The 17,299-nt window shown below is 41.6% G+C and carries 20 protein-coding genes; 16 read left to right on the top strand and 4 right to left on the bottom strand.

Features of this window, described 5'->3' with window-relative positions; all coding sequences use genetic code 11:
- Nucleotides 1-82: 82 nt before the first annotated feature.
- The 8 genes from JMF81_RS05470 to JMF81_RS05435 all read left to right on the top strand — a co-directional run bounded on the left by JMF81_RS05470 (nt 83) and on the right by JMF81_RS05435 (nt 4,250).
- Nucleotides 83-583 (top strand): LytR/AlgR family response regulator transcription factor, encoded by a 501-nt coding sequence (locus JMF81_RS05470; RefSeq protein WP_201310444.1) that lies wholly within the window; start codon nt 83-85, stop codon nt 581-583.
- Nucleotides 584-598: 15 nt separating this feature from the next.
- Complete coding sequence (locus JMF81_RS16890) at nt 599-835, top strand: LytTR family transcriptional regulator DNA-binding domain-containing protein (protein WP_378171626.1); 237 nt, start codon at nt 599-601, stop codon at nt 833-835.
- A 2-nt stretch (nt 836-837) separates the two neighbouring features.
- The gene (locus JMF81_RS05460; protein WP_201310442.1) at nt 838-981 is read left to right on the top strand and encodes a hypothetical protein; all 144 of its coding nucleotides are present in this window, start codon (nt 838-840) and stop codon (nt 979-981) included.
- Between the two features lie 118 nt (nt 982-1,099).
- The gene (locus JMF81_RS05455; RefSeq protein WP_201310441.1) at nt 1,100-1,699 is read left to right on the top strand and encodes a sugar O-acetyltransferase; all 600 of its coding nucleotides are present in this window, start codon (nt 1,100-1,102) and stop codon (nt 1,697-1,699) included.
- 152 nt (nt 1,700-1,851) lie between these two features.
- Nucleotides 1,852-2,121: a hypothetical protein gene (locus tag JMF81_RS05450; RefSeq protein WP_201310440.1), complete on the top strand. Its 270-nt coding sequence runs from the start codon at nt 1,852-1,854 to the stop codon at nt 2,119-2,121.
- A gap of 205 nt (nt 2,122-2,326) precedes the next feature.
- Complete coding sequence (locus JMF81_RS05445) at nt 2,327-2,908, top strand: hypothetical protein (RefSeq protein WP_201310439.1); 582 nt, start codon at nt 2,327-2,329, stop codon at nt 2,906-2,908.
- 194 nt (nt 2,909-3,102) lie between these two features.
- Nucleotides 3,103-3,693 (top strand): chromate transporter, encoded by a 591-nt coding sequence (locus JMF81_RS05440; protein ID WP_201310438.1) that lies wholly within the window; start codon nt 3,103-3,105, stop codon nt 3,691-3,693.
- Nucleotides 3,690-4,250: a chromate transporter gene (locus JMF81_RS05435; RefSeq protein ID WP_201310437.1), complete on the top strand. Its 561-nt coding sequence runs from the start codon at nt 3,690-3,692 to the stop codon at nt 4,248-4,250. Before JMF81_RS05440 ends, JMF81_RS05435 begins: the two co-directional genes overlap by 4 nt.
- 226 nt (nt 4,251-4,476) lie before the next feature.
- Here JMF81_RS05435 and JMF81_RS05430 read toward each other — a convergent pair whose 3' ends face one another.
- A complete protein-coding gene (locus tag JMF81_RS05430) occupies nt 4,477-5,814 on the bottom strand; it encodes a uracil-xanthine permease family protein (RefSeq protein WP_201310436.1) in 1,338 nt (445 codons plus the stop codon).
- A 184-nt stretch (nt 5,815-5,998) separates the two neighbouring features.
- Here JMF81_RS05430 and JMF81_RS05425 point away from each other — a divergent pair, with 184 nt between their 5' ends.
- The 4 genes from JMF81_RS05425 to JMF81_RS05410 all read left to right on the top strand — a co-directional run bounded on the left by JMF81_RS05425 (nt 5,999) and on the right by JMF81_RS05410 (nt 10,433).
- A complete protein-coding gene (locus JMF81_RS05425) occupies nt 5,999-6,679 on the top strand; it encodes a response regulator transcription factor (RefSeq protein ID WP_201310435.1) in 681 nt (226 codons plus the stop codon).
- A complete protein-coding gene (locus JMF81_RS05420; protein ID WP_201310434.1) occupies nt 6,676-7,653 on the top strand; it encodes a sensor histidine kinase in 978 nt (325 codons plus the stop codon). The genes JMF81_RS05425 and JMF81_RS05420 overlap by 4 nt, the downstream gene beginning before the upstream one ends.
- Before the next feature lie 111 nt (nt 7,654-7,764).
- Nucleotides 7,765-8,526 carry an ABC transporter ATP-binding protein gene (locus JMF81_RS05415; protein ID WP_201310433.1) on the top strand — a complete coding sequence of 254 codons (762 nt, stop codon included), beginning with the start codon at nt 7,765-7,767 and terminating at the stop codon, nt 8,524-8,526.
- Nucleotides 8,523-10,433, top strand: a complete 1,911-nt coding sequence (locus tag JMF81_RS05410; RefSeq protein ID WP_201310432.1) for an FtsX-like permease family protein — start codon at nt 8,523-8,525, stop codon at nt 10,431-10,433. Before JMF81_RS05415 ends, JMF81_RS05410 begins: the two co-directional genes overlap by 4 nt.
- A gap of 92 nt (nt 10,434-10,525) precedes the next feature.
- Here the strand turns inward: JMF81_RS05410 and JMF81_RS05405 are convergent, their stop codons facing one another.
- The 3 genes from JMF81_RS05405 to JMF81_RS05395 form a co-directional block, all read right to left on the bottom strand.
- Nucleotides 10,526-10,888: an ArsR/SmtB family transcription factor gene (locus JMF81_RS05405; RefSeq protein ID WP_201310431.1), complete on the bottom strand. Its 363-nt coding sequence runs from the start codon at nt 10,886-10,888 to the stop codon at nt 10,526-10,528.
- Between the two features lie 186 nt (nt 10,889-11,074).
- Nucleotides 11,075-11,224, bottom strand: coding sequence for a hypothetical protein (locus JMF81_RS05400; protein ID WP_201310430.1), 150 nt, complete (start codon nt 11,222-11,224; stop codon nt 11,075-11,077).
- A complete protein-coding gene (locus JMF81_RS05395) occupies nt 11,224-11,622 on the bottom strand; it encodes an SdpI family protein (RefSeq protein WP_201310429.1) in 399 nt (132 codons plus the stop codon). The genes JMF81_RS05400 and JMF81_RS05395 overlap by 1 nt, the downstream gene beginning before the upstream one ends.
- A 175-nt stretch (nt 11,623-11,797) precedes the next feature.
- Between JMF81_RS05395 and JMF81_RS05390 the strand changes: the two genes are divergently transcribed.
- The 4 genes from JMF81_RS05390 (at nt 11,798) to JMF81_RS05375 (ending at nt 16,997) form a co-directional block, all read left to right on the top strand.
- On the top strand, nt 11,798-12,895 hold the full coding sequence (locus JMF81_RS05390) for an iron-containing alcohol dehydrogenase family protein (protein ID WP_201310428.1): 1,098 nt from the start codon (nt 11,798-11,800) through the stop codon (nt 12,893-12,895).
- Nucleotides 12,896-13,069: 174 nt separating this feature from the next.
- Nucleotides 13,070-14,455: an MATE family efflux transporter gene (locus JMF81_RS05385; RefSeq protein ID WP_243282547.1), complete on the top strand. Its 1,386-nt coding sequence runs from the start codon at nt 13,070-13,072 to the stop codon at nt 14,453-14,455.
- Nucleotides 14,456-14,534: 79 nt separating this feature from the next.
- On the top strand, nt 14,535-15,182 hold the full coding sequence (locus JMF81_RS05380) for a hypothetical protein (RefSeq protein WP_201310427.1): 648 nt from the start codon (nt 14,535-14,537) through the stop codon (nt 15,180-15,182).
- A gap of 186 nt (nt 15,183-15,368) precedes the next feature.
- Nucleotides 15,369-16,997 carry an IS1182 family transposase gene (locus JMF81_RS05375; protein WP_201310426.1) on the top strand — a complete coding sequence of 543 codons (1,629 nt, stop codon included), beginning with the start codon at nt 15,369-15,371 and terminating at the stop codon, nt 16,995-16,997.
- Nucleotides 16,998-17,299 lie beyond the last annotated feature (302 nt).

The following is a 17,299-nucleotide window of genomic DNA, read 5'->3' as shown; positions in this document are numbered from 1 at the left end:
TCGGAGGAGTTTTTCTTTTGGTAAAATTATGATATTCTGTACAAAAAGATAGTAATTATATGATTCACAACAGGGAGGACTTATGTACAAAATAGCAATTTGCGATGATGACAAAAAATATGTGGATTTTCTGGAACAAATCATTTGTCAGGTGTCAGAAAAACCGCAGGATAATATAATTTATAAATTTTATTCGGGAGAAGAATTTCTGGAAAATCCGGCTTCATCTTTTGATCTTTTGGTTTTGGATATGAAAATGGAGAAGGTTGACGGTATGGCTGTGGTTTTAAAATACAGAGAATCTGATCAGGATGGAATTCTGGTGTTCTGCAGCGGCATTCAAATGCTAAAACCCGAATTCTTCGATGTTCATCCGTTTCGTTATTTAATGAAGTCATATTCCAGAGAAAAACTGACATATGAAATTCGGCTTATTCTTGAGAAAATGATAGAAAACAAAAAAGAAACGTTTCTTATTGTCTGCAGTGACGGAAGGATGGATAAAGTTCCGGTCAGAGACATTCTATATATTTCCAACAGAAAACATGGTTCAAATATTCATACATTCTCAAAACAAACATAAAAATCAGAGGAATTTATCTGCAATCGGAAATTGAAAGTAATATACGAGGAATTAAAAAACCAGCATTTTGAGTATGCCCACAATAGTTATATTGTAAATTTTCAGGCGGTTGTTGGTCTGAAAAATAATTCCATTCAGCTGGAAGATTCTACAATGCTGAATATTTCGAGATCCAAAAAGGAGAGGTTTCATAAAAGATTTTCTCAGTATTTAGGACAAAAGTACAGAAGAAACAGAAGAGAGGAAGGATAAAGATGGAGCAGAATCATGAAATTATATCGGTGATACAAAACATGAATGGGAGAATTGCAGATTTTAAAGAAGCATTTTTTTGCAAAAATAAAATTTTAAATTTGATATTAAGCGAAAAAACAGGAAGCTGCCAGCCAGAATATTAAATATCATGGAATTGCATATGAAATCAGTTGTTCTTGTCTGTTTTATTTCGTATAATAGACAGGATATATCAGATGAGACATTTGTCTGATCAATAATAATGAAAAAGGAGTTTGGAAAATGACGGAACGTGAAAAGATGGAAGCCGGATTATGGTACGATGCCAATTTTGATCAGGATTTATTAAAGGAGAGAAAAGAGGCGGAGACGCTTTACTTTCAATTTAACCAGGCCAGTCCGAAGGATGCAAAGAAAAAGGAAGAACTTCTGAAAGAGCTGCTTCCAAACCGGGAGGAAAATGTCGACATTCTTCCTCCATTTTACACGGATTACGGATATAACTGCCGCATTGGAGAAGGGACGTTTATCAATCACAATGCTTATCTGATGGACGGAGCGCCGGTCACCATAGGGAAACATTGCTTTATCGGACCTAACTGCGGAATGTATACCGCCAATCATCCGCTGAATGTGGAAGAGAGAAATCAGGGACTGGAGCTTGCCCAGCCGATTACGGTGGGAGATAATGTCTGGATTGGAGCGGATGTCACCATTCTTCCGGGAGTAACGATCGGAGAAGGAAGCGTGATCGGAGCCAAAAGTCTTGTGAACAAAGATATCCCGGCTAATGTGATCGCTGTAGGAAATCCATGCAGGGTAGTGAGAGAAATTACAGAAGAAGATAGGATCAGCTCTGCTGAAAATGGCACACTATTATAGGATATGAGAAGAAAAAACTGAAAAAATATCGAGTAAAATAAAATTATCAGAAATGTTAATAAAAAATTAATAATTTCTTTTTGATAATCAAATTACCTTTTCGTTTGTATACGTTATAATAAAGTGGTACACAAGGAGGAGCTGAAAAGGTTATGGCAGAATATCAGAATAAAACAGAACGAGCTCTGAAAAACAGATGGATGGATTTAAAAAATAGAAGAGAAGAACTTACGATGATTACATGTGGGGAACTTGCCAATATACCGAAAGGTTTTGATCTTCCATATGTTGAATGTAAGAGGGTGATGCAGACCCAGCATGATTACTGTAAAACGTCCTGCCCATATTATAAGGAAAAATTACTGTCGATTGATGAAGAAATGCAGGAAATACAGAATTCTAAACCATCATTTTTAGAGTAATATAATAAGGCGGAAAAGTAAGAGGGGAAAACCTGGTTCCAAGAGGAACCGGGTTTTTTGTTTTTCTATTTGAGATTTCAAGGTCATATTTTACATCAGCATGCTTGTTATCAGATTTCTTCTTGTGATAAAATAGAAAAAAGCTTTGTATCGTCACTTCTTAGCTTTGCTGAATAGTATAATAAAAAATGAAAGCGGGGAAGCTATGAGTTGTTGTGACCATAATTCCAGTAAAAACGCGGACAGCTGCATTCGCATAAAAAATGGAGTGATAGATGAGATCCGGCAAGGAGAACAGGAGTCTTTTGTGACAGTTACGTATAAAACCTCAGGTGAGTTTGGTCTGAAGTTTGTAACGACAGTGACTTTGGCTGCGGGGGAAAATACAGAGGTACAGGATGAATCCGGGAAGAAAAAGTCTTTGAAAGATTTGAAGGAAGGCATGAGAATTGACGCAATAGCGTCTTCCGAGATGACGAGGAGCCTTCCGCCGCAGACAGCCGTCTGCAAGATCCGTATCTTAAAAGAGAAAAAGTATCGTACAACAGAGACAAGAATCCTGATGGTGGATGTCAGGAATCATATTCTTTATACAGGAGTACCTGGTCAGCCATCACGGCAGATCAAATTTACAATTTCCAAAGAGACCAGGATCTTGAGCCGGAGAGGAATGCAGATTCATTTATGGAATTTAAGGAGGGGGCAGTTTGTAAGAGTGCAGTACGCTGATTTTCAAACCAGCAGCATACCGCCGCAGACTGCAGCATACAGAATACAGGTATTATAATGACAATAAAAATGCAGCCGCTGGAAAGCGGCTGCTAATGAAAAGAGAGGATTAAAAAATATATATGAAAAACTATGTCTTTAGTATACTGATTGGAAGACGATGATTCAATAGAAAGAATCTAAACAATTCTAAACAGTTTCTAAATTTTGATGAAGAAATTCTTAGGATTATGAAGGGGATTTGGAGAAACCATGAAGAAAAAAGAAATATCACGTCCAAAGGACCGGAAACTGCTGATTCAGCTGTTTGCGGCAACCTTTTATCTGAGTGCATTTACTTTTGGCGGAGGATATGTCATTATTACGCTGATGCAGAAAAAGTTTGTAGATGAATATCACTGGATTGATGAAGAGGAAATGTTTGATCTGACAGCCATTGCCCAGTCAGCGCCAGGACCGATTGCGGTAAACGGGGCGATTGTTGCCGGATATAAGCTGGCAGGAATTCCGGGGGTGCTGGTCAGTGTGACCGGTGCTGTGCTGCCGCCGTTTTTTATTATAGCGCTGGTATCTGTTTTTTATCAGGCATTTCGGCAAAATAAGATCATTGCGCTTATGCTGGAAGGAATGCAGGCAGGTGTCGGAGCTGTCATTGCGGCAGTAGTCATTGAGATGATCCAGAATCTGTTTCACAGTCATTGTCAGGTAGATCTGGCAGTGATAATGGCGGGAGCGTTTTTAGCGAATGTCTTTTTTGGAATCAATGCAGTATATATATTTCTGTTCTGTATTGTTTATGGAATTGGGAAAGCATTATGGGAGAAAGGACGAGGGCAGATATGACTTATTTGACGTTATTTCTGAGCTTTTTTCAGATTGGATTGTTCAGTTTCGGCGGAGGATACGCGGCAATGCCGCTGATCCAGCATCAAGTGATTGACCTGCATCACTGGCTGACGATCAAAGAATTTTCAGACCTGGTTACAATCTCACAGATGACGCCAGGCCCCATTGCCATCAATGCGGCAACGTTTGTAGGCCTTCGCATTGCAGGACCTCTTGGGGCCGCGGCAGCAACCATAGGGTGTGTTTTCCCGTCATGTGTGATCGTGACGATCATCGCATATTTTTATATGAAATACCGGCATATGGACATGCTTCAGAAAGTATTAAATACTCTCCGGCCGGCGGTGATCGCGCTGATTGCGTCAGCCGGACTGACGATCATTGTATCTGCTTTCTGGGGAGAAGGGCAGGCGGTATCTCTCAATGGAATTGATGGTTCCATGGCAGTGATTTTTGCGATCTGTCTGTTTCTGATGTTAAAAAAGAAGACAAATCCCATTGTGGTCATGGTGCTGGCCGGAGTTCTGCGGACTGTTCAGGGACTCTTTTTCTAAGTCTTAAAAAGGCTCTTTTTCAAATATGGAGATAAATTTAAAATTGTGATTGAGATCAGATGTGTGAAAATGCATCTGATCTTTTTTGGTTTTTTTCAGGCATACGGGAGGAAAAGAGCCTCCCATGGATCAAAAAAACTTGCAGAGAGGGGGCTGAAGGCTTCTAAAGTGTAGAACAAAAAAAGCTCTGGGAACTTTTTTTCTGGCGTCCCGGAGCTTTTTTATTCTATTCTTCCTCTTTTGGAAGTATGACATTTAAAAGAATTGCGGTAATTGTCGCGATGACAACCGGTGATTTTCCGAAGATCATCATAACCCAGGATGGGAAAGAAGATAATGCATCCGGCGCCTGTGTGATTCCCATACCCAGAGCAACGGCAAGACCGACAATGGATGTGGTGCGGAATGTCATTTTCTGCTGGGTGATCAGCTTGATTCCAGTCATGGCGATGGAAGCGAATACGGAAATCGTAGCTCCTCCTAAGACACACTGTGGAATGGTTGTCAGGAGACCGGAAAATTTCGGAATAATGCCGGCGATCATTAAAATGATGGCTGCCAGTCCAAGGACACACCGATTGATGACTTTTGTTGTTGTAACGATACCTACATTCTGGCTGTAAGTAGCGGTAGGAAGCCCACCAAGGAGGGCGCATAAAATATTGGATACTCCGTACATTACAATACCGCCCTGTAATTCCTGATCTTCCGGCTGGCGGTCCATACTTCCGACGGTTGTTGCGGAAAAGTCACCGATGGCCTGGATGGAGTTGATCGCAAACAGCAGTCCAATGGCAATGCAGGCAGATGGGTCAAATTTTACCCCGAAATGCATTGGCTGAGGGAACTGCAGAATGCCGGCAGAAGCAATGCCGGACAAATCGACCAGTCCCAGGAAGGAAGCAAAAATATAGCCTGCAATGATTCCTACCAGGATGGAAGCCAGTTTTAAAAAGCCTTTAGCAAAATGATTGAGGCCTGTCACTACGATCAGAGTGAATAAAGCGGCAACCCAGTTCTTCCATGAACCGTAATCTGGATTGGAAGTTCCGCCTGCCATATAGTTCACCGCGGTAGGATACAGAGAAAGTCCAATCGTAAAAACCACGGTACCGGTAATAATAGGCGGGAACAAAATACGGATCTTTTTAATAGTAAATCCTACGATGATAGCGACCACACCGCCGACAATCTGTGCGCCCAGGATTGTTCCCACATCTGATGTTTCAGCAATAGCCTGCATGCTTGGTACATAGGCAAAACTGATTCCCATGATGACAGGAAGGGCAGATCCCAGCTGGAAATTTCCAACACGTATAAATGGAAACAGCTGCAGCAAAGTGCTGAGAGCGGAAGTAAACAGTGCCGCCTGAATTAGAATAACACGGTCCGTGTCATTGAGTCCTGCGACTCCGGATACAATAATTGCCGGAGTGACACATCCAATGATCATAGCAACGACATGCTGAAGTGCCAGAGGCAGTGCCTGTCCAAAACTTGGTACTCCCTGAAGATCAAAGACGGAAGCTCGTGCTTTTTTGGGTGATGATTGAAAGTTTGACATAAAATCCTCCTAAATTTTTTTCATTTTTCATCTCATTATACTATACTTTGAGCAATATGACATAGAATTATAGAAAAAATTGTATCTTTCTGTCGGAATATCTGTCGATTTGATAGGAAAAAGTCTTTATGATACAATGATATTTATTTAAATGCCGAATCAGGCGGAAAGGAGCAGGGCAGGAATGCAGGAAGTTCTTTGCATTATGATCGTGGAGGATGACCGATCTCTTTCGGGAGAAATCTGTGATTTTCTGGAGCGGTGGGGGTATCGTGCGGTAAGCTGCAGAAATTTTGAAGATATCCTGGGGGATTTTCAGAAAATACGGCCTCAGCTTGTACTGATGGATATCAATCTGCCGTTTTATGATGGTTATCACTGGTGCCGGAAAATCCGGGAGATTTCGCATGTGCCGATTTTGTATATCAGCAGCCGGAATGATGACAGAGATAAGATCATGGGAATTGCCCAGGGCGGTGATGATTATATTGAAAAGCCATTTCACCTGGAACTGTTAAAAGCTAAAATAGAGGCTTCTCTGCGGAGGACCTATCAGTATCAGGTACGGGACCGGGTATCCATCGATGAAAATCTGATGTTTGATCAGAATTCACTTACGGTATTTTATGGAGAAAAAGAAGTGGAACTGACTCGTTCGGAGCAGAAAATCATGGAGAAACTCATCGAAATGCGTCCTGGTGTGGTGACAAGGGATGAATTGATGATGGTGCTTTGGAATACAGATGAATTTGTCTCCGACGGGACACTGACTACGATGATCTCAAGACTGCGGAAAAAATTAGAACAGGTAAGCGGAAGCAAAGTTATCAGGACACGGAAAGGAACGGGATATTTTATTCAATGAGAAAACTTAGAAAAGAAATCCTTTTGTTTATTTTTCCGGCAGCTGCCTATAATCTGTATTTTGTATTTTTGATGGAAAATGCAGATACCTGGAATCTGATTTATTTAGATCTTCTGCTTGGCGTTTGTTTTGTCTGCTATCTGACCGGCCGGATGTATCAGATCCGTCAGCAGGAGAGAAAAAAAGAGGAATATCTCAGTTATGACAGACTGATTGCCCGGGATCTGGGTGAGTTCGAAAATGCAGAGATTGTCCGGCATGATCTTCAGATCATGGCAGATCAGCTGGAAAAACAGGTGAAGCTTCAAGGAGATCTCCAGGATTATATTACCAGATGGTGTCATGAGGTGAAGATCCCGCTGTCATCGGCGCTGCTGGTAAGTGAAAGGATTCAGGATCCCCAGATCCGTCAGTCCATGCGGGAACCTTTGGAAAAAATCAGACATTTGATGAATTCTGCTCTGGCGGGCTGCAAAGTTCAGAGCCAGATCTTTGATCTTCAGATCCGGCCGGTTCATATCAATGAATGTGTCAGAGAATCTATACGCAATCAGCAGTTTTTTCTGATCCAGAAACACTTTGAGCTGGATATTTCAGCAGAGGATCTTACGGTATATACAGATAAAGAATGGATGATCTATGTGCTGGATCAGCTGATCGCAAATGCGGTGAAATATGCCGGCAGCACACCAAAACTCTGTATCTGGACTGAGGAATCGAAAGATGGCATCCGGCTGGCAGTGGAAGATCATGGTGAAGGGATCCTGCCGGAAGACATGCGCAGGATCTGGGAAAAAGGGTTTACAGGAAGCAGTCATCGCAATGGACAATATAAATCCACAGGCATGGGACTTTACATGGTGTCACAGATTTTAAAACGGCTGGAACATCAGATTGAAGTAGAGAGCCAGCCGGGAAGCTATACCAGGTTTACGATTACATTTCGTGATAACCGCAGATTTTTTCATCTCTAATCTTACATAAAGTGTAAGGTTGGAGATTCTTTTGTAATGGGAATGTAAGGATTTTTGTATGAAATTTTTCTATAATGAAATCAGATCTTTTAGAAAAGGAGTGATGAGACAATGACAGAGAAAAAAATTGTCGAAATAAAAAACCTCACAAAAACTTATGGGACCAGAGGATTTCAGACGAAAGTACTCAAGGGCATTGATCTTATGATTTTTCAGCATGATTTTATTGCGATCATGGGACCCAGCGGATCTGGGAAGACTACTTTGCTGAATATTCTTTCCACCATTGACAAACCGACACAGGGATCTGTATTTCTGGATGGGAAAGAAATTTCCAAACTGAAAAATAAGGAACTGTCCAAACTGCGCAGAGATAAGATCGGATTTATTTTCCAGGATTATAATCTGCTGGATACAATGACTCTTCAGGATAATATTGCGCTGCCGCTGTCTTTAAACGGAGTACCGGCAGATACCTGTATCCGAAGGACCAGGGAACTGGCAGAGATGTTCGGACTGGAACAGCATCTGAAGAAATACCCCTATCAGTTATCCGGAGGGCAGAAGCAGAGAGGTTCTGCATGCAGAGCTATGATCACGGATCCGGAAATCATTTTTGCAGATGAGCCTACCGGAGCGCTGGATTCAAAGTCCAGCCGGGATCTGCTGGACTGTTTAAGTGCGGCCAATGATCAGGGAAATGCAACGATCCTTATGGTGACCCATGATGCATTCAGCGCTTCTTATGCCAAAGACGTTTATATTCTGAATGATGGAATGATGAAATGTCAGCTGACTCGTGGAAAAAGCCGGAAGGATTTTTATGACAGGATTGTAGATATGCAGGCATCAATGGGGAGTGATTTTTCATGAGTGTGATAAAATTAGCGTATTTAAATTTTAAGCAGAGCATTCGGAATTATCTGTCACTGATTTTGTCACTGGCATTTACGATTCTGATTTTTCTTAATTTTCAGAATCTGCTGTATTCCGATGCAATGGATGTTCTTGGGAAAATGAATAAAGAGAACGTAGATATTATGATCCGGGCAGTCACATTTGTCTTAGGATGTTTTATGTTTTTCTTCATCTGGTATTCTACTAATGTCTTTTTATCCAGAAGAAAAAAAGAGATAGGCATTTATATTTTCATGGGGCTGACCAATCAGAAAATCGGAAAACTATATATGCTGGAAACACTGATGACCGGACTGGCTGCCATGATTCTTGGGATAGGATTTGGAATTTTGACAACTCAGCTGTTCCAGATGATTTTGATGCGGATTTCCGAGATCAGCACAGTCATTCATTTCCAGATTTCCCTGCAGCCGATTCTGACATCCGCAGTTGTGTACCTGATCATATACCTTATTTTTATTTTAAAAGGATATATCAATATTGTACGGAGCAGTGTCCTTGATATGGTGTCTGCGTCTCGTCAGAATGAATATGTAAGACAGAAACCTGCAGTGCTGATATTAAAATCGGTACTGGGTGTGGGAATTCTGGGAACCGGCTATTATCTTGCGGTCAAAGAAGGCGGAATGGAAGTTATGGGAAATGTTACGGCAGCGGTTGTTTTTGTCGTTATTGGAGTTTATCTGCTGTTTGGGGGACTGATCCCGCTGATTTTCCAGAAACTTGCCGGAAATAAGCACTTTCTCTATCGGAAGGAAAGAAATCTCTGGATTAACAATATGATTTTCCGGATTCGGAAAAACTATCGGACTTATGCCATTGTATGCGTGCTGATGCTTTGTTCTGTGACAGCGCTTGCAACTTCTTTTGCCATGAAACAGAGATATGACGGAATCGTTCATTTCAGAAATACGTATTCTTTCCAGATTATGAGCACTAAGGATCACCTTGAAGGGAAGATTGCAGGGATCATTGAGAAAGAAAATAAGATTGATTATCAGACAAAAATACAGATATTAAATCTGGACAGCTCTTATTTTGATACCAGATATCAGGACAGCACATATGGACTGATGGCTTATTCTCAGGTAAAAAAACTGGCAGAAGATGCGGGCCTGGATTTTGATCTGAAAGAACCGAAAGACAATGAGATCATTGATGTTTCGAGGCTGTACCTCTTAAGTATCATTACAGATCATTCCGGGGAAAAAGTGACGATCAATAAGAAAAGTTATCAGGAAACGGCGGAGACATCGGAACCGTATCTTGGATATCTCCAGGAACTGGCCAGTTCATATTATATTGTAAATGATAAGGAATTTGAAAGACTTTCATCTCTGGGACAGAAAATGTATGTGTATAATTACAAACTGAAGGACATTTATAATGTGAAAGCTTCACAGGGGGAATTAAAGGCATTCACACAGGAGATGGCTTCCGGTCAGACTGCCCTGGTTACGATCGATCCAGACAGCAGTGACATCGAGTGGATCAAAGTCATGTATTCTTTCTGTGTCTTTATGTTCATGGTGTTTATCCTGGCAAGCGGAAGCATTCTGTTTATGAAAGTTTATAATGATGCATTTGAAGAAAAAGAAAGATATGCAGTTCTCAGGAAACTGGGAATCGCGCAAAAAACTCTGAAAAAAGCGGCTCAGAAAGAAATGAGATTTGCCTATGCGGCGCCGTTTCTGGTTATGGCGGTATCGTCTTATTTTTCTGTTCATGCTCTGGCAAAAATGATGAGTACGGATCTTCTCGGAATTCAGATAATCAGCATTGGAATTATTTTTGTATGTTTTTATCTGTGCTACAGACTGTCACTGGGCTTTTATCTGAAGAACGCAGAAATTCATCCGTAAGAGATAATAAAAGAAAGGAACCGGAATATTTTTAACACCGGTTCCTTTTTCATATTGGTTCACATAAAAGAACTATGTGAAAATGTGTCAGTTTACTGATCCGGGCAGGTGATTTCCACCATTTTTTCAATCATATGGTGCAGCAGATCTGCCTGTTTTGTATCGGCCGCTTTGTAATAAACTTCTTTGCCGTCTCTGCGGTTTGTGATCAGCCCGCTGGCTCTTAACTGCTTTAAGTGATGTGACACGGCAGGGCTGCTCATGCCGACCAGGGCAGAAATGTTGGTAACACATTCCTCGCAGTGGCATAAAAGCCAGAAAATGCGAATTCTGCTGCTGTCACTTAACTGTTTAAATATTTCGGATACGGTTTGAAAATCTTCCGTCTCCGGCATATGGTCAAATTTTTTTTTGAGATCCTGCCCGTGATCATGTGGTAATTGTACTGATGTCATAGGATGTCTCCTTTCTTAACCTTAAAGGATATTTTATCATATAATTTTCCAGAAAGGAACCGCAATTTCCAGGAGACGCCGGAGAAAGAGACCTGATCATTATCCTTTTTCTTTATAATATAATTGGTAAGGGCAATGCCATTTTGGATTACCTGCTGCTTTTCAATTGCCCGAACCCCTCCGTTTTCAAAAAAGTTTTTGCTGCAGCGGAAGAGAGAATTCAGCTGCCCTGTATCGCCCATAACTGCAGTCAGCCTGGTTTATGGCATGAATCGTATCATAAAATAATTCTGCCGGATGAGGGCAGTCTTCCGGCCCGTAACTGCTTAAATGCATCAGAACTTTTTTCCTGTAACATAACGGCGGTTTCCGTTTTTATCAAAATTTTTTCTTAAGGCCACTTCTGTTGGAAGGATAGAAAGGATCAGAACCAGGACCTGCAGGAAAAAAATATGGTCATCGGTAATGGAAAACAGTGGATGTGACGCCAGGCTGCCATACAGGAATGCGGCTGTGGAAGCGGCCAGGAGTACGGTTCCCCATATCATCCAGATCCGTCCGCAGTGCTTATGGGCAAATCTCCAGGTATCCTGATTTTTCATGGATCTGCTCGTGCGGTATCCGAAAAAACCATTGATTGTCTGAGGTCCTCTTTTAAAAAAGTAGAAACCAAATCCAATCATAGTAAGAGGAATCAGCATAATGGTAAGAAAAAGAATCGGATCAAACTTCATAAAAACCCCTCCTTCGTTCATTCTTTTCGTCATTATAACATTTTGCGGAAAGAAAATCAGAAATTCAGGGAAATCTTTACCGGTAAAAGGGTTCCAGAATGTCTGCTTTACTCTGGGACAATGCAGTGATATAATAAACAGCAGGAATTAGAAACAGAAAGAAGGATGAATAAAATTGAAACATTATAATGTGTGTCTGCCAAATTATTCGATCGGAACGGATTGTTATAAGGAAATCGGATATTTTGCAAGATATTATGGAAAGAAAGCAGTTGTAATCGGAGGAAAAACGGCCATGTCCAAGGCAAAAGCAGCTCTGCTGGACGGGGTTGCCGATTCCGATATTGAGATTCTTGATTTTATCTGGTATGGCGGAGATTCCACGTATGAGAATGGAGATGCTCTGATTGCCAATCCAACGGTGCAGGAAGCTGATATTATTTTCGGAGTCGGAGGCGGAAGAGCCTGTGATACATGTAAATATGTGGCAAATGAGATGGACAAACCTTTGTTTACATTTCCAACGGTTGGAAGCAACTGTGCTTCTGTAACGGCAATCTGTGTTATTTATAATCCGGATGGAAGTTTCAGGGAATACTACTATCCAAAGCTTGCAGAACATACATTTATTAATTCAGAGATCATTGCGGATTCTCCTTATGAACTGCTGTGGGCAGGAATAGGGGATGCCTTATCCAAAGAATGTGAAGCTGTTTTCTCAAGCAAGAATGATGATCTGTCTCACACTCCGCTGATGGGAGTCCAGCTGAGCAGGATCTGTACGGAACCGCTGGTGGATTACGGCAAAGAAGCGCTGAAAGCCTGTAAGGAAAAGAAAGTAACCGATGCTCTGGAACAGGTTGTACTCGATATTATTATTTCTACCGGACTGGTATCCAACATGACGACACAAATGCCAAACTACTATTATAATGCCTCTCTGGCACACTGTGTATATTATGGAGCGACAGTAACGGCAGAAGGACATAAACATCTCCATGGAGAGATCGTAGCGCTGGGAGTTCTCTGTCTGCTTACTTATGACGGACAGCTGGAGCAGAGAGACCGTATCATGCAGTTTAACTATGATATGGGATTTCCGGTATGCTTTGACGATCTCGGCATTGACGAGAGCGAATTTGACGCAATGGCTCAGAAGGCGGTAACCAGTACAGAATGGGAGTTCCGTCCAAAAGATGTAACAGAAGAAAAATTCATTCAGTGCATGAAAGAACAGAATGAAGCGGGAAAAGCGTTTAAAGCAGCAAAATAGAAAAAGTTCTCACAGATGATACTATGGCAGTCTGGATTGATTCAGACTGCCATTTCTTATACTTTCGGAGCATGATGAGATATGAAAGATAAGTATTAGACTTTTTAACTCCGGATTCTTAAAATGGATTTAAAAGGCAGAAATTCTGCGGATACTGGAGATGGGAGTTAAGAAATGAATGAAATCATACGGCGGCTGATTGAGCCGGGAAAAGGACTGGAAGAGAAGAGAAAACTTTTTTCTGATCATGACTTAAAAGTTTTGATCATACCCTTGTTTTTGGAACAGTTTCTGGAAGTTTTTGTAGGGGTGTCGGATACTTTTATGGTGAGTTATGCCGGTGAAGCCGCAGTATCCGGAGTGTCACTTGTGAATATGTTTAATACGGTTTTTATTTATCTTTTTTCTGCTCTGGCAGCGGGAGGGGCCGTGGTAATCAGTCAGTATATTGGATGCCGGGATCGAAAAAACGGAAACTTTTCTTCCGGGCAGCTTCTTATGATTTCTGTGGTTTTTTCTGTGTTTCTTATGACGGCAGTTTTAATTTTTAATCGTAATCTGCTTCGCCTTTTGTTTGGAGAAGTAGATGGACCGGTTATGAATGCCTGCGTGACTTATTTAAAAATTTCCGCTTATTCTTATCCGGCTATTGCTGTTTACAATGCCGGGGCTGCCATGTACCGCAGTATGGGAAAAACAAATGTAACGATGTATCTTTCAGCAGTGTCTAACGGGATCAATATCATAGGAAATGCGGTGGGAGTCTTTATTCTTCATGCAGGAGTTGCGGGGGTCGCCTATCCGTCCCTGATTGCCAGAAGTTTTTCTGCGGTTGTAATCACAGGCCTTTGTTTCAGGAAAAAGAATCCTGTATACTTAAAAGCACCGGATATTTTTCGCTGGAGCAGCTCCATGCTGAAAAGAATTCTGGGAATTGCCATTCCAAATGGAATTGAAAACGGACTTTTTCAGTTGACAAAAGTAGCTCTCAGCAGTATTACGGCTTTGTTTGGAACAGTACAGATCGCAGCCAATGGCGTTGCCCAAAGTTTCTGGTCAGTTGCGGCTTTAATGGGAACTTCAGTCGGTCTGGCTTTTGTCACAGTAATTGGACAATGCATGGGGGCAGGAGACAGGGAGGCAGCCGATTATTATATGAAGAAACTGCTGAGGATTACCTTTTTGGCTTCCATTGTATGGAATGGATGCATTTTGCTCATATCACCTCTGGTTCTTCAGGGATATGCCTTGTCAGAGGAGGCGGTACGGCTGGTATTGATCCTGATCTTGATCCATAATGTATTTAATGCTGGTTTCTATCCATTGTCCGGTGCTTTATCCAACGGACTGCGCGCGGCAGGAGATGTAAGATTTACAATGGCGGTCAGCCTGATTTCTACCCTGGGATGCAGGCTTGTGTTTTCTGTAGTGCTGGGAATCGGATGTCAGATGGGAGTGATCGGGATTGCGTTTGCCATGTGCATGGACTGGGGAATCCGGGCAGCGGTTTTTTATTTCAGATTCCGAAGCGGAAAATGGAAGGAATTTAAAGTAATATAAAATAAAAAAAGATTGTATCACACAACAAAATATGAGATAATGGCGAAGGTAGGATTAAAACAAAACAAAAAGGAGATGGATGATGAAACGATGTTTGATCTTAATGATGATTTTAGGCGCTGTTCTGACTTTATCAGGATGCGAAAAATCTTATGAAGAGGACGCCAGAAAGACGGTGAATCAGTATTTCGCTGCGGTAAAAGATGCGGATCTTGACAAGGCGAAAACGTATTGTTCGCCGAATGTTGACAATGAGTTTGACTTTGATGATTATAAGGCTGGTTTTCAGAAACAGTTTGAAGCCCTTAATCTGAGTGAGAAGACAAAGAAACAGACCGAGGAATTTATTGATTACTGTATCAGAAGCAGCATAGAATCTTATGAAGTTGGTGAAGCGGAGAAATCAGAAGACTGGGATGATGCTTATACAGTACCGGTTTCCATTAAGTTTAGGGATATCAGCGATATTGATATTGAGACAGGGCAGGCAGCAGCCAATCAGAAGCTGCAGCAGTATGTCAAAGACAATGAAGACGAACTGGAAAAAGTTTATACCCAGCAGGGAGAAGATGCCTTTGAGAAGAAGATTATGGGAGACACAATGGGCATTGTTCTGGGAGAGATGAAGAAGCTGATCGATGGACAAAAACCGGAGGAGCGGACAGCTGAAGCAACCGTGATCCGGAAAGATGACCGGTGGGTAATCTCAAAGATGACAGCAGATTAAGAATCAGGAAGGACAGAAATGTTTTTCCTTGTATTATGCCGGTAATTGGAAGTTAATGGAATAAAATGAACAGGAAATATCTGAAAGGAGCTGTCGCACTAAGTAAAATTAGTGTGGCAGCACTTTTTTTGTAAAGAATAAGAGCCCGGTCTGTGCAAGACCGGGCTCTTGATGTAAAATTTATTTATGCTACCAAATAAACTTTTACAGAAAGATTATACTCTATCTTCTCTGTATTATCAAATCAAACTTCCGCTGGATGTGGAACTTTTGATCCCGGCAGATGATCCGGTCCGCCTTCTGAGCGCTTTTGTGGAGGGAATGGAACTCAGCGATCTTTATCAGACATACGGAAAGATAAAGAAAAATCGGGCGACTCCGAGACAGCTGTTCAAGATCATGGTCTACGCCAGCATGAACCGGATCTATTCCAGCCGGGATATCGAAACTGCATGTCACAGGGATATCAATTTCATGTATCTCTTAGAGGGAAAACCTGTACCGGATCACGCAACCTTTGCCCGGTTCCTTTCCCTGCATTTCGCACAGTGCTCAAAAAAGACACTGGCCGAGCTGTCACAACTCTTATATTCCCTTGGCGAGATCTCCGGGAAGACCATCTTTATTGATGGGACTAAGATAGAATCAGCCGCAAACAAATATACTTTTATCTGGAAAAAGGCTGTCACCAAACATCAGGCAAGACTTTTTGATAAGATCCTTCTCCTTGTAAAAGAATGTGAAGAACTTTATGGATGGAGGATCGTCCATCATAGAAAAGTTTCTCTCCATACCTTAAAGAGACTGCGCAAGAAACTGTACAGGCTCAAACGAGAGGAAGGGATCGTGTTTGTCCATGGACGTGGGCATAGAAAAACACATCTCCAGAGATCGTTAGAGACTTTGGAGTCCTATATCGAGAAGTTGAAAGAGTACGATCAAAAACTCCATATCTGTGGAGAGCGTAACAGCTATTCCAAGACAGATACTGACGCGACTTTTATGAGGATGAAGGAAGATGCCATGATGAACGGACAGTTAAAACCAGCGTATAATCTCCAGCATGGAGTCGATTCCGAATACGTCACATGGCTGGATATCAGCCCCCGTCCCACAGATACAAGGACATTGATCCCCTTTCTAAAAGATATGGGAGCATATCTCCCATTTAAATATCAAGAGATCGTAGCAGATGCAGGATATGAAAGCGAAGAGAATTATCTGTTCCTGGAAGGAAACGACCAACTGGCCTATATCAAACCTCAGAACTATGAGATCTCAAAGACTCGGAAATATCGTCAGGATATCGGACGGATGGAAAACATGGAGTATGATGAGGGAGCGGACTGTTATCACTGCAAAAATGGACAGGTATTGACAAAACAGTATGAAAAGCATGAAAAAACAGCCAGCGGCTACCGCAGGACAGTCACCGTGTATCGATGTAGCAACTGTCATGGGTGCCCATTCAAAACAAAGTGTATCAAGGGGAATCACTGTAAGACTCCAATGGAAGACCGACAGAAAGTGCTGTATGTTTCAAAAAAGATGAAAGAGAAACGACAGGAGACATTAAAACGGATCACCAGTGAATATGGGACACAGCTTCGGATGAACCGGAGCATACAGGCAGAAGGAAGCTTTGCGGATATCAAAGAGGATATGGGATTCCGGAGATATCTCTATCGAGGGAAAGAAAATGTGACGGCTCAGAGTATCCTGCTGGCGATCGGATATAACATGAAAAAACTACATCATAAGATCCAGTCAGGGAGGATAGGGCAGCATTTATTCCCGCTCAAAAAGAGCCGCTGATTTTGACTGGTCAAAAATAGATTTCAAAAAAAACCTTTTTTTGTGAAAGGTTTATTAAAGTTCGCCTTTTTTAAAAACAGTGGAAATGGAGAAGACATTTCGGCTCAAAAATGACAAAAAGATGCTGCCGCATCTATGATTTTTTTTAATCATTTGATATGCTCCCTTCTAGGTAGACAAGTGAAATAATAAAAACTTGTCACTTAGAAGGGAGTATTATTATGGCATATAAACATAAGTATTCCTACGAAGAAAAAGAGCATATTCTTATGGAATACCTCAATGGTACCCACGGCTTCAGG

It is taken from the genome of Anaerostipes butyraticus (assembly GCF_016586355.1).
Classification (GTDB): domain Bacteria; phylum Bacillota; class Clostridia; order Lachnospirales; family Lachnospiraceae; genus Anaerostipes; species Anaerostipes butyraticus.
The sequence above is the reverse complement of the archived record's forward strand: the minus strand, read 5'-3'. Positions and strand labels throughout refer to the sequence as shown.

What these genes read in the sequence shown, in the direction of transcription:
- JMF81_RS05470 (WP_201310444.1), top strand. Translation starts at nt 83, where the DNA reads ATGTACAAAATAGCAATTTGCGATGATGACAAAAAATATGTGGATTTT.
- JMF81_RS05460 (WP_201310442.1), top strand. Translation starts at nt 838, where the DNA reads ATGGAGCAGAATCATGAAATTATATCGGTGATACAAAACATGAATGGG.
- JMF81_RS05455 (WP_201310441.1), top strand. Translation starts at nt 1,100, where the DNA reads ATGACGGAACGTGAAAAGATGGAAGCCGGATTATGGTACGATGCCAAT.
- JMF81_RS05450 (WP_201310440.1), top strand. Translation starts at nt 1,852, where the DNA reads ATGGCAGAATATCAGAATAAAACAGAACGAGCTCTGAAAAACAGATGG.
- JMF81_RS05445 (WP_201310439.1), top strand. Translation starts at nt 2,327, where the DNA reads ATGAGTTGTTGTGACCATAATTCCAGTAAAAACGCGGACAGCTGCATT.
- JMF81_RS05440 (WP_201310438.1), top strand. Translation starts at nt 3,103, where the DNA reads ATGAAGAAAAAAGAAATATCACGTCCAAAGGACCGGAAACTGCTGATT.
- JMF81_RS05435 (WP_201310437.1), top strand. Translation starts at nt 3,690, where the DNA reads ATGACTTATTTGACGTTATTTCTGAGCTTTTTTCAGATTGGATTGTTC.
- JMF81_RS05430 (WP_201310436.1), bottom strand. Translation starts at nt 5,814, where the DNA reads ATGTCAAACTTTCAATCATCACCCAAAAAAGCACGAGCTTCCGTCTTT.
- JMF81_RS05425 (WP_201310435.1), top strand. Translation starts at nt 5,999, where the DNA reads ATGCAGGAAGTTCTTTGCATTATGATCGTGGAGGATGACCGATCTCTT.
- JMF81_RS05420 (WP_201310434.1), top strand. Translation starts at nt 6,676, where the DNA reads ATGAGAAAACTTAGAAAAGAAATCCTTTTGTTTATTTTTCCGGCAGCT.
- JMF81_RS05415 (WP_201310433.1), top strand. Translation starts at nt 7,765, where the DNA reads ATGACAGAGAAAAAAATTGTCGAAATAAAAAACCTCACAAAAACTTAT.
- JMF81_RS05410 (WP_201310432.1), top strand. Translation starts at nt 8,523, where the DNA reads ATGAGTGTGATAAAATTAGCGTATTTAAATTTTAAGCAGAGCATTCGG.
- JMF81_RS05405 (WP_201310431.1), bottom strand. Translation starts at nt 10,888, where the DNA reads ATGACATCAGTACAATTACCACATGATCACGGGCAGGATCTCAAAAAA.
- JMF81_RS05400 (WP_201310430.1), bottom strand. Translation starts at nt 11,224, where the DNA reads ATGCATTTAAGCAGTTACGGGCCGGAAGACTGCCCTCATCCGGCAGAA.
- JMF81_RS05395 (WP_201310429.1), bottom strand. Translation starts at nt 11,622, where the DNA reads ATGAAGTTTGATCCGATTCTTTTTCTTACCATTATGCTGATTCCTCTT.
- JMF81_RS05385 (WP_243282547.1), top strand. Translation starts at nt 13,070, where the DNA reads ATGAATGAAATCATACGGCGGCTGATTGAGCCGGGAAAAGGACTGGAA.
- JMF81_RS05380 (WP_201310427.1), top strand. Translation starts at nt 14,535, where the DNA reads ATGATGAAACGATGTTTGATCTTAATGATGATTTTAGGCGCTGTTCTG.
- JMF81_RS05375 (WP_201310426.1), top strand. Translation starts at nt 15,369, where the DNA reads ATGCTACCAAATAAACTTTTACAGAAAGATTATACTCTATCTTCTCTG.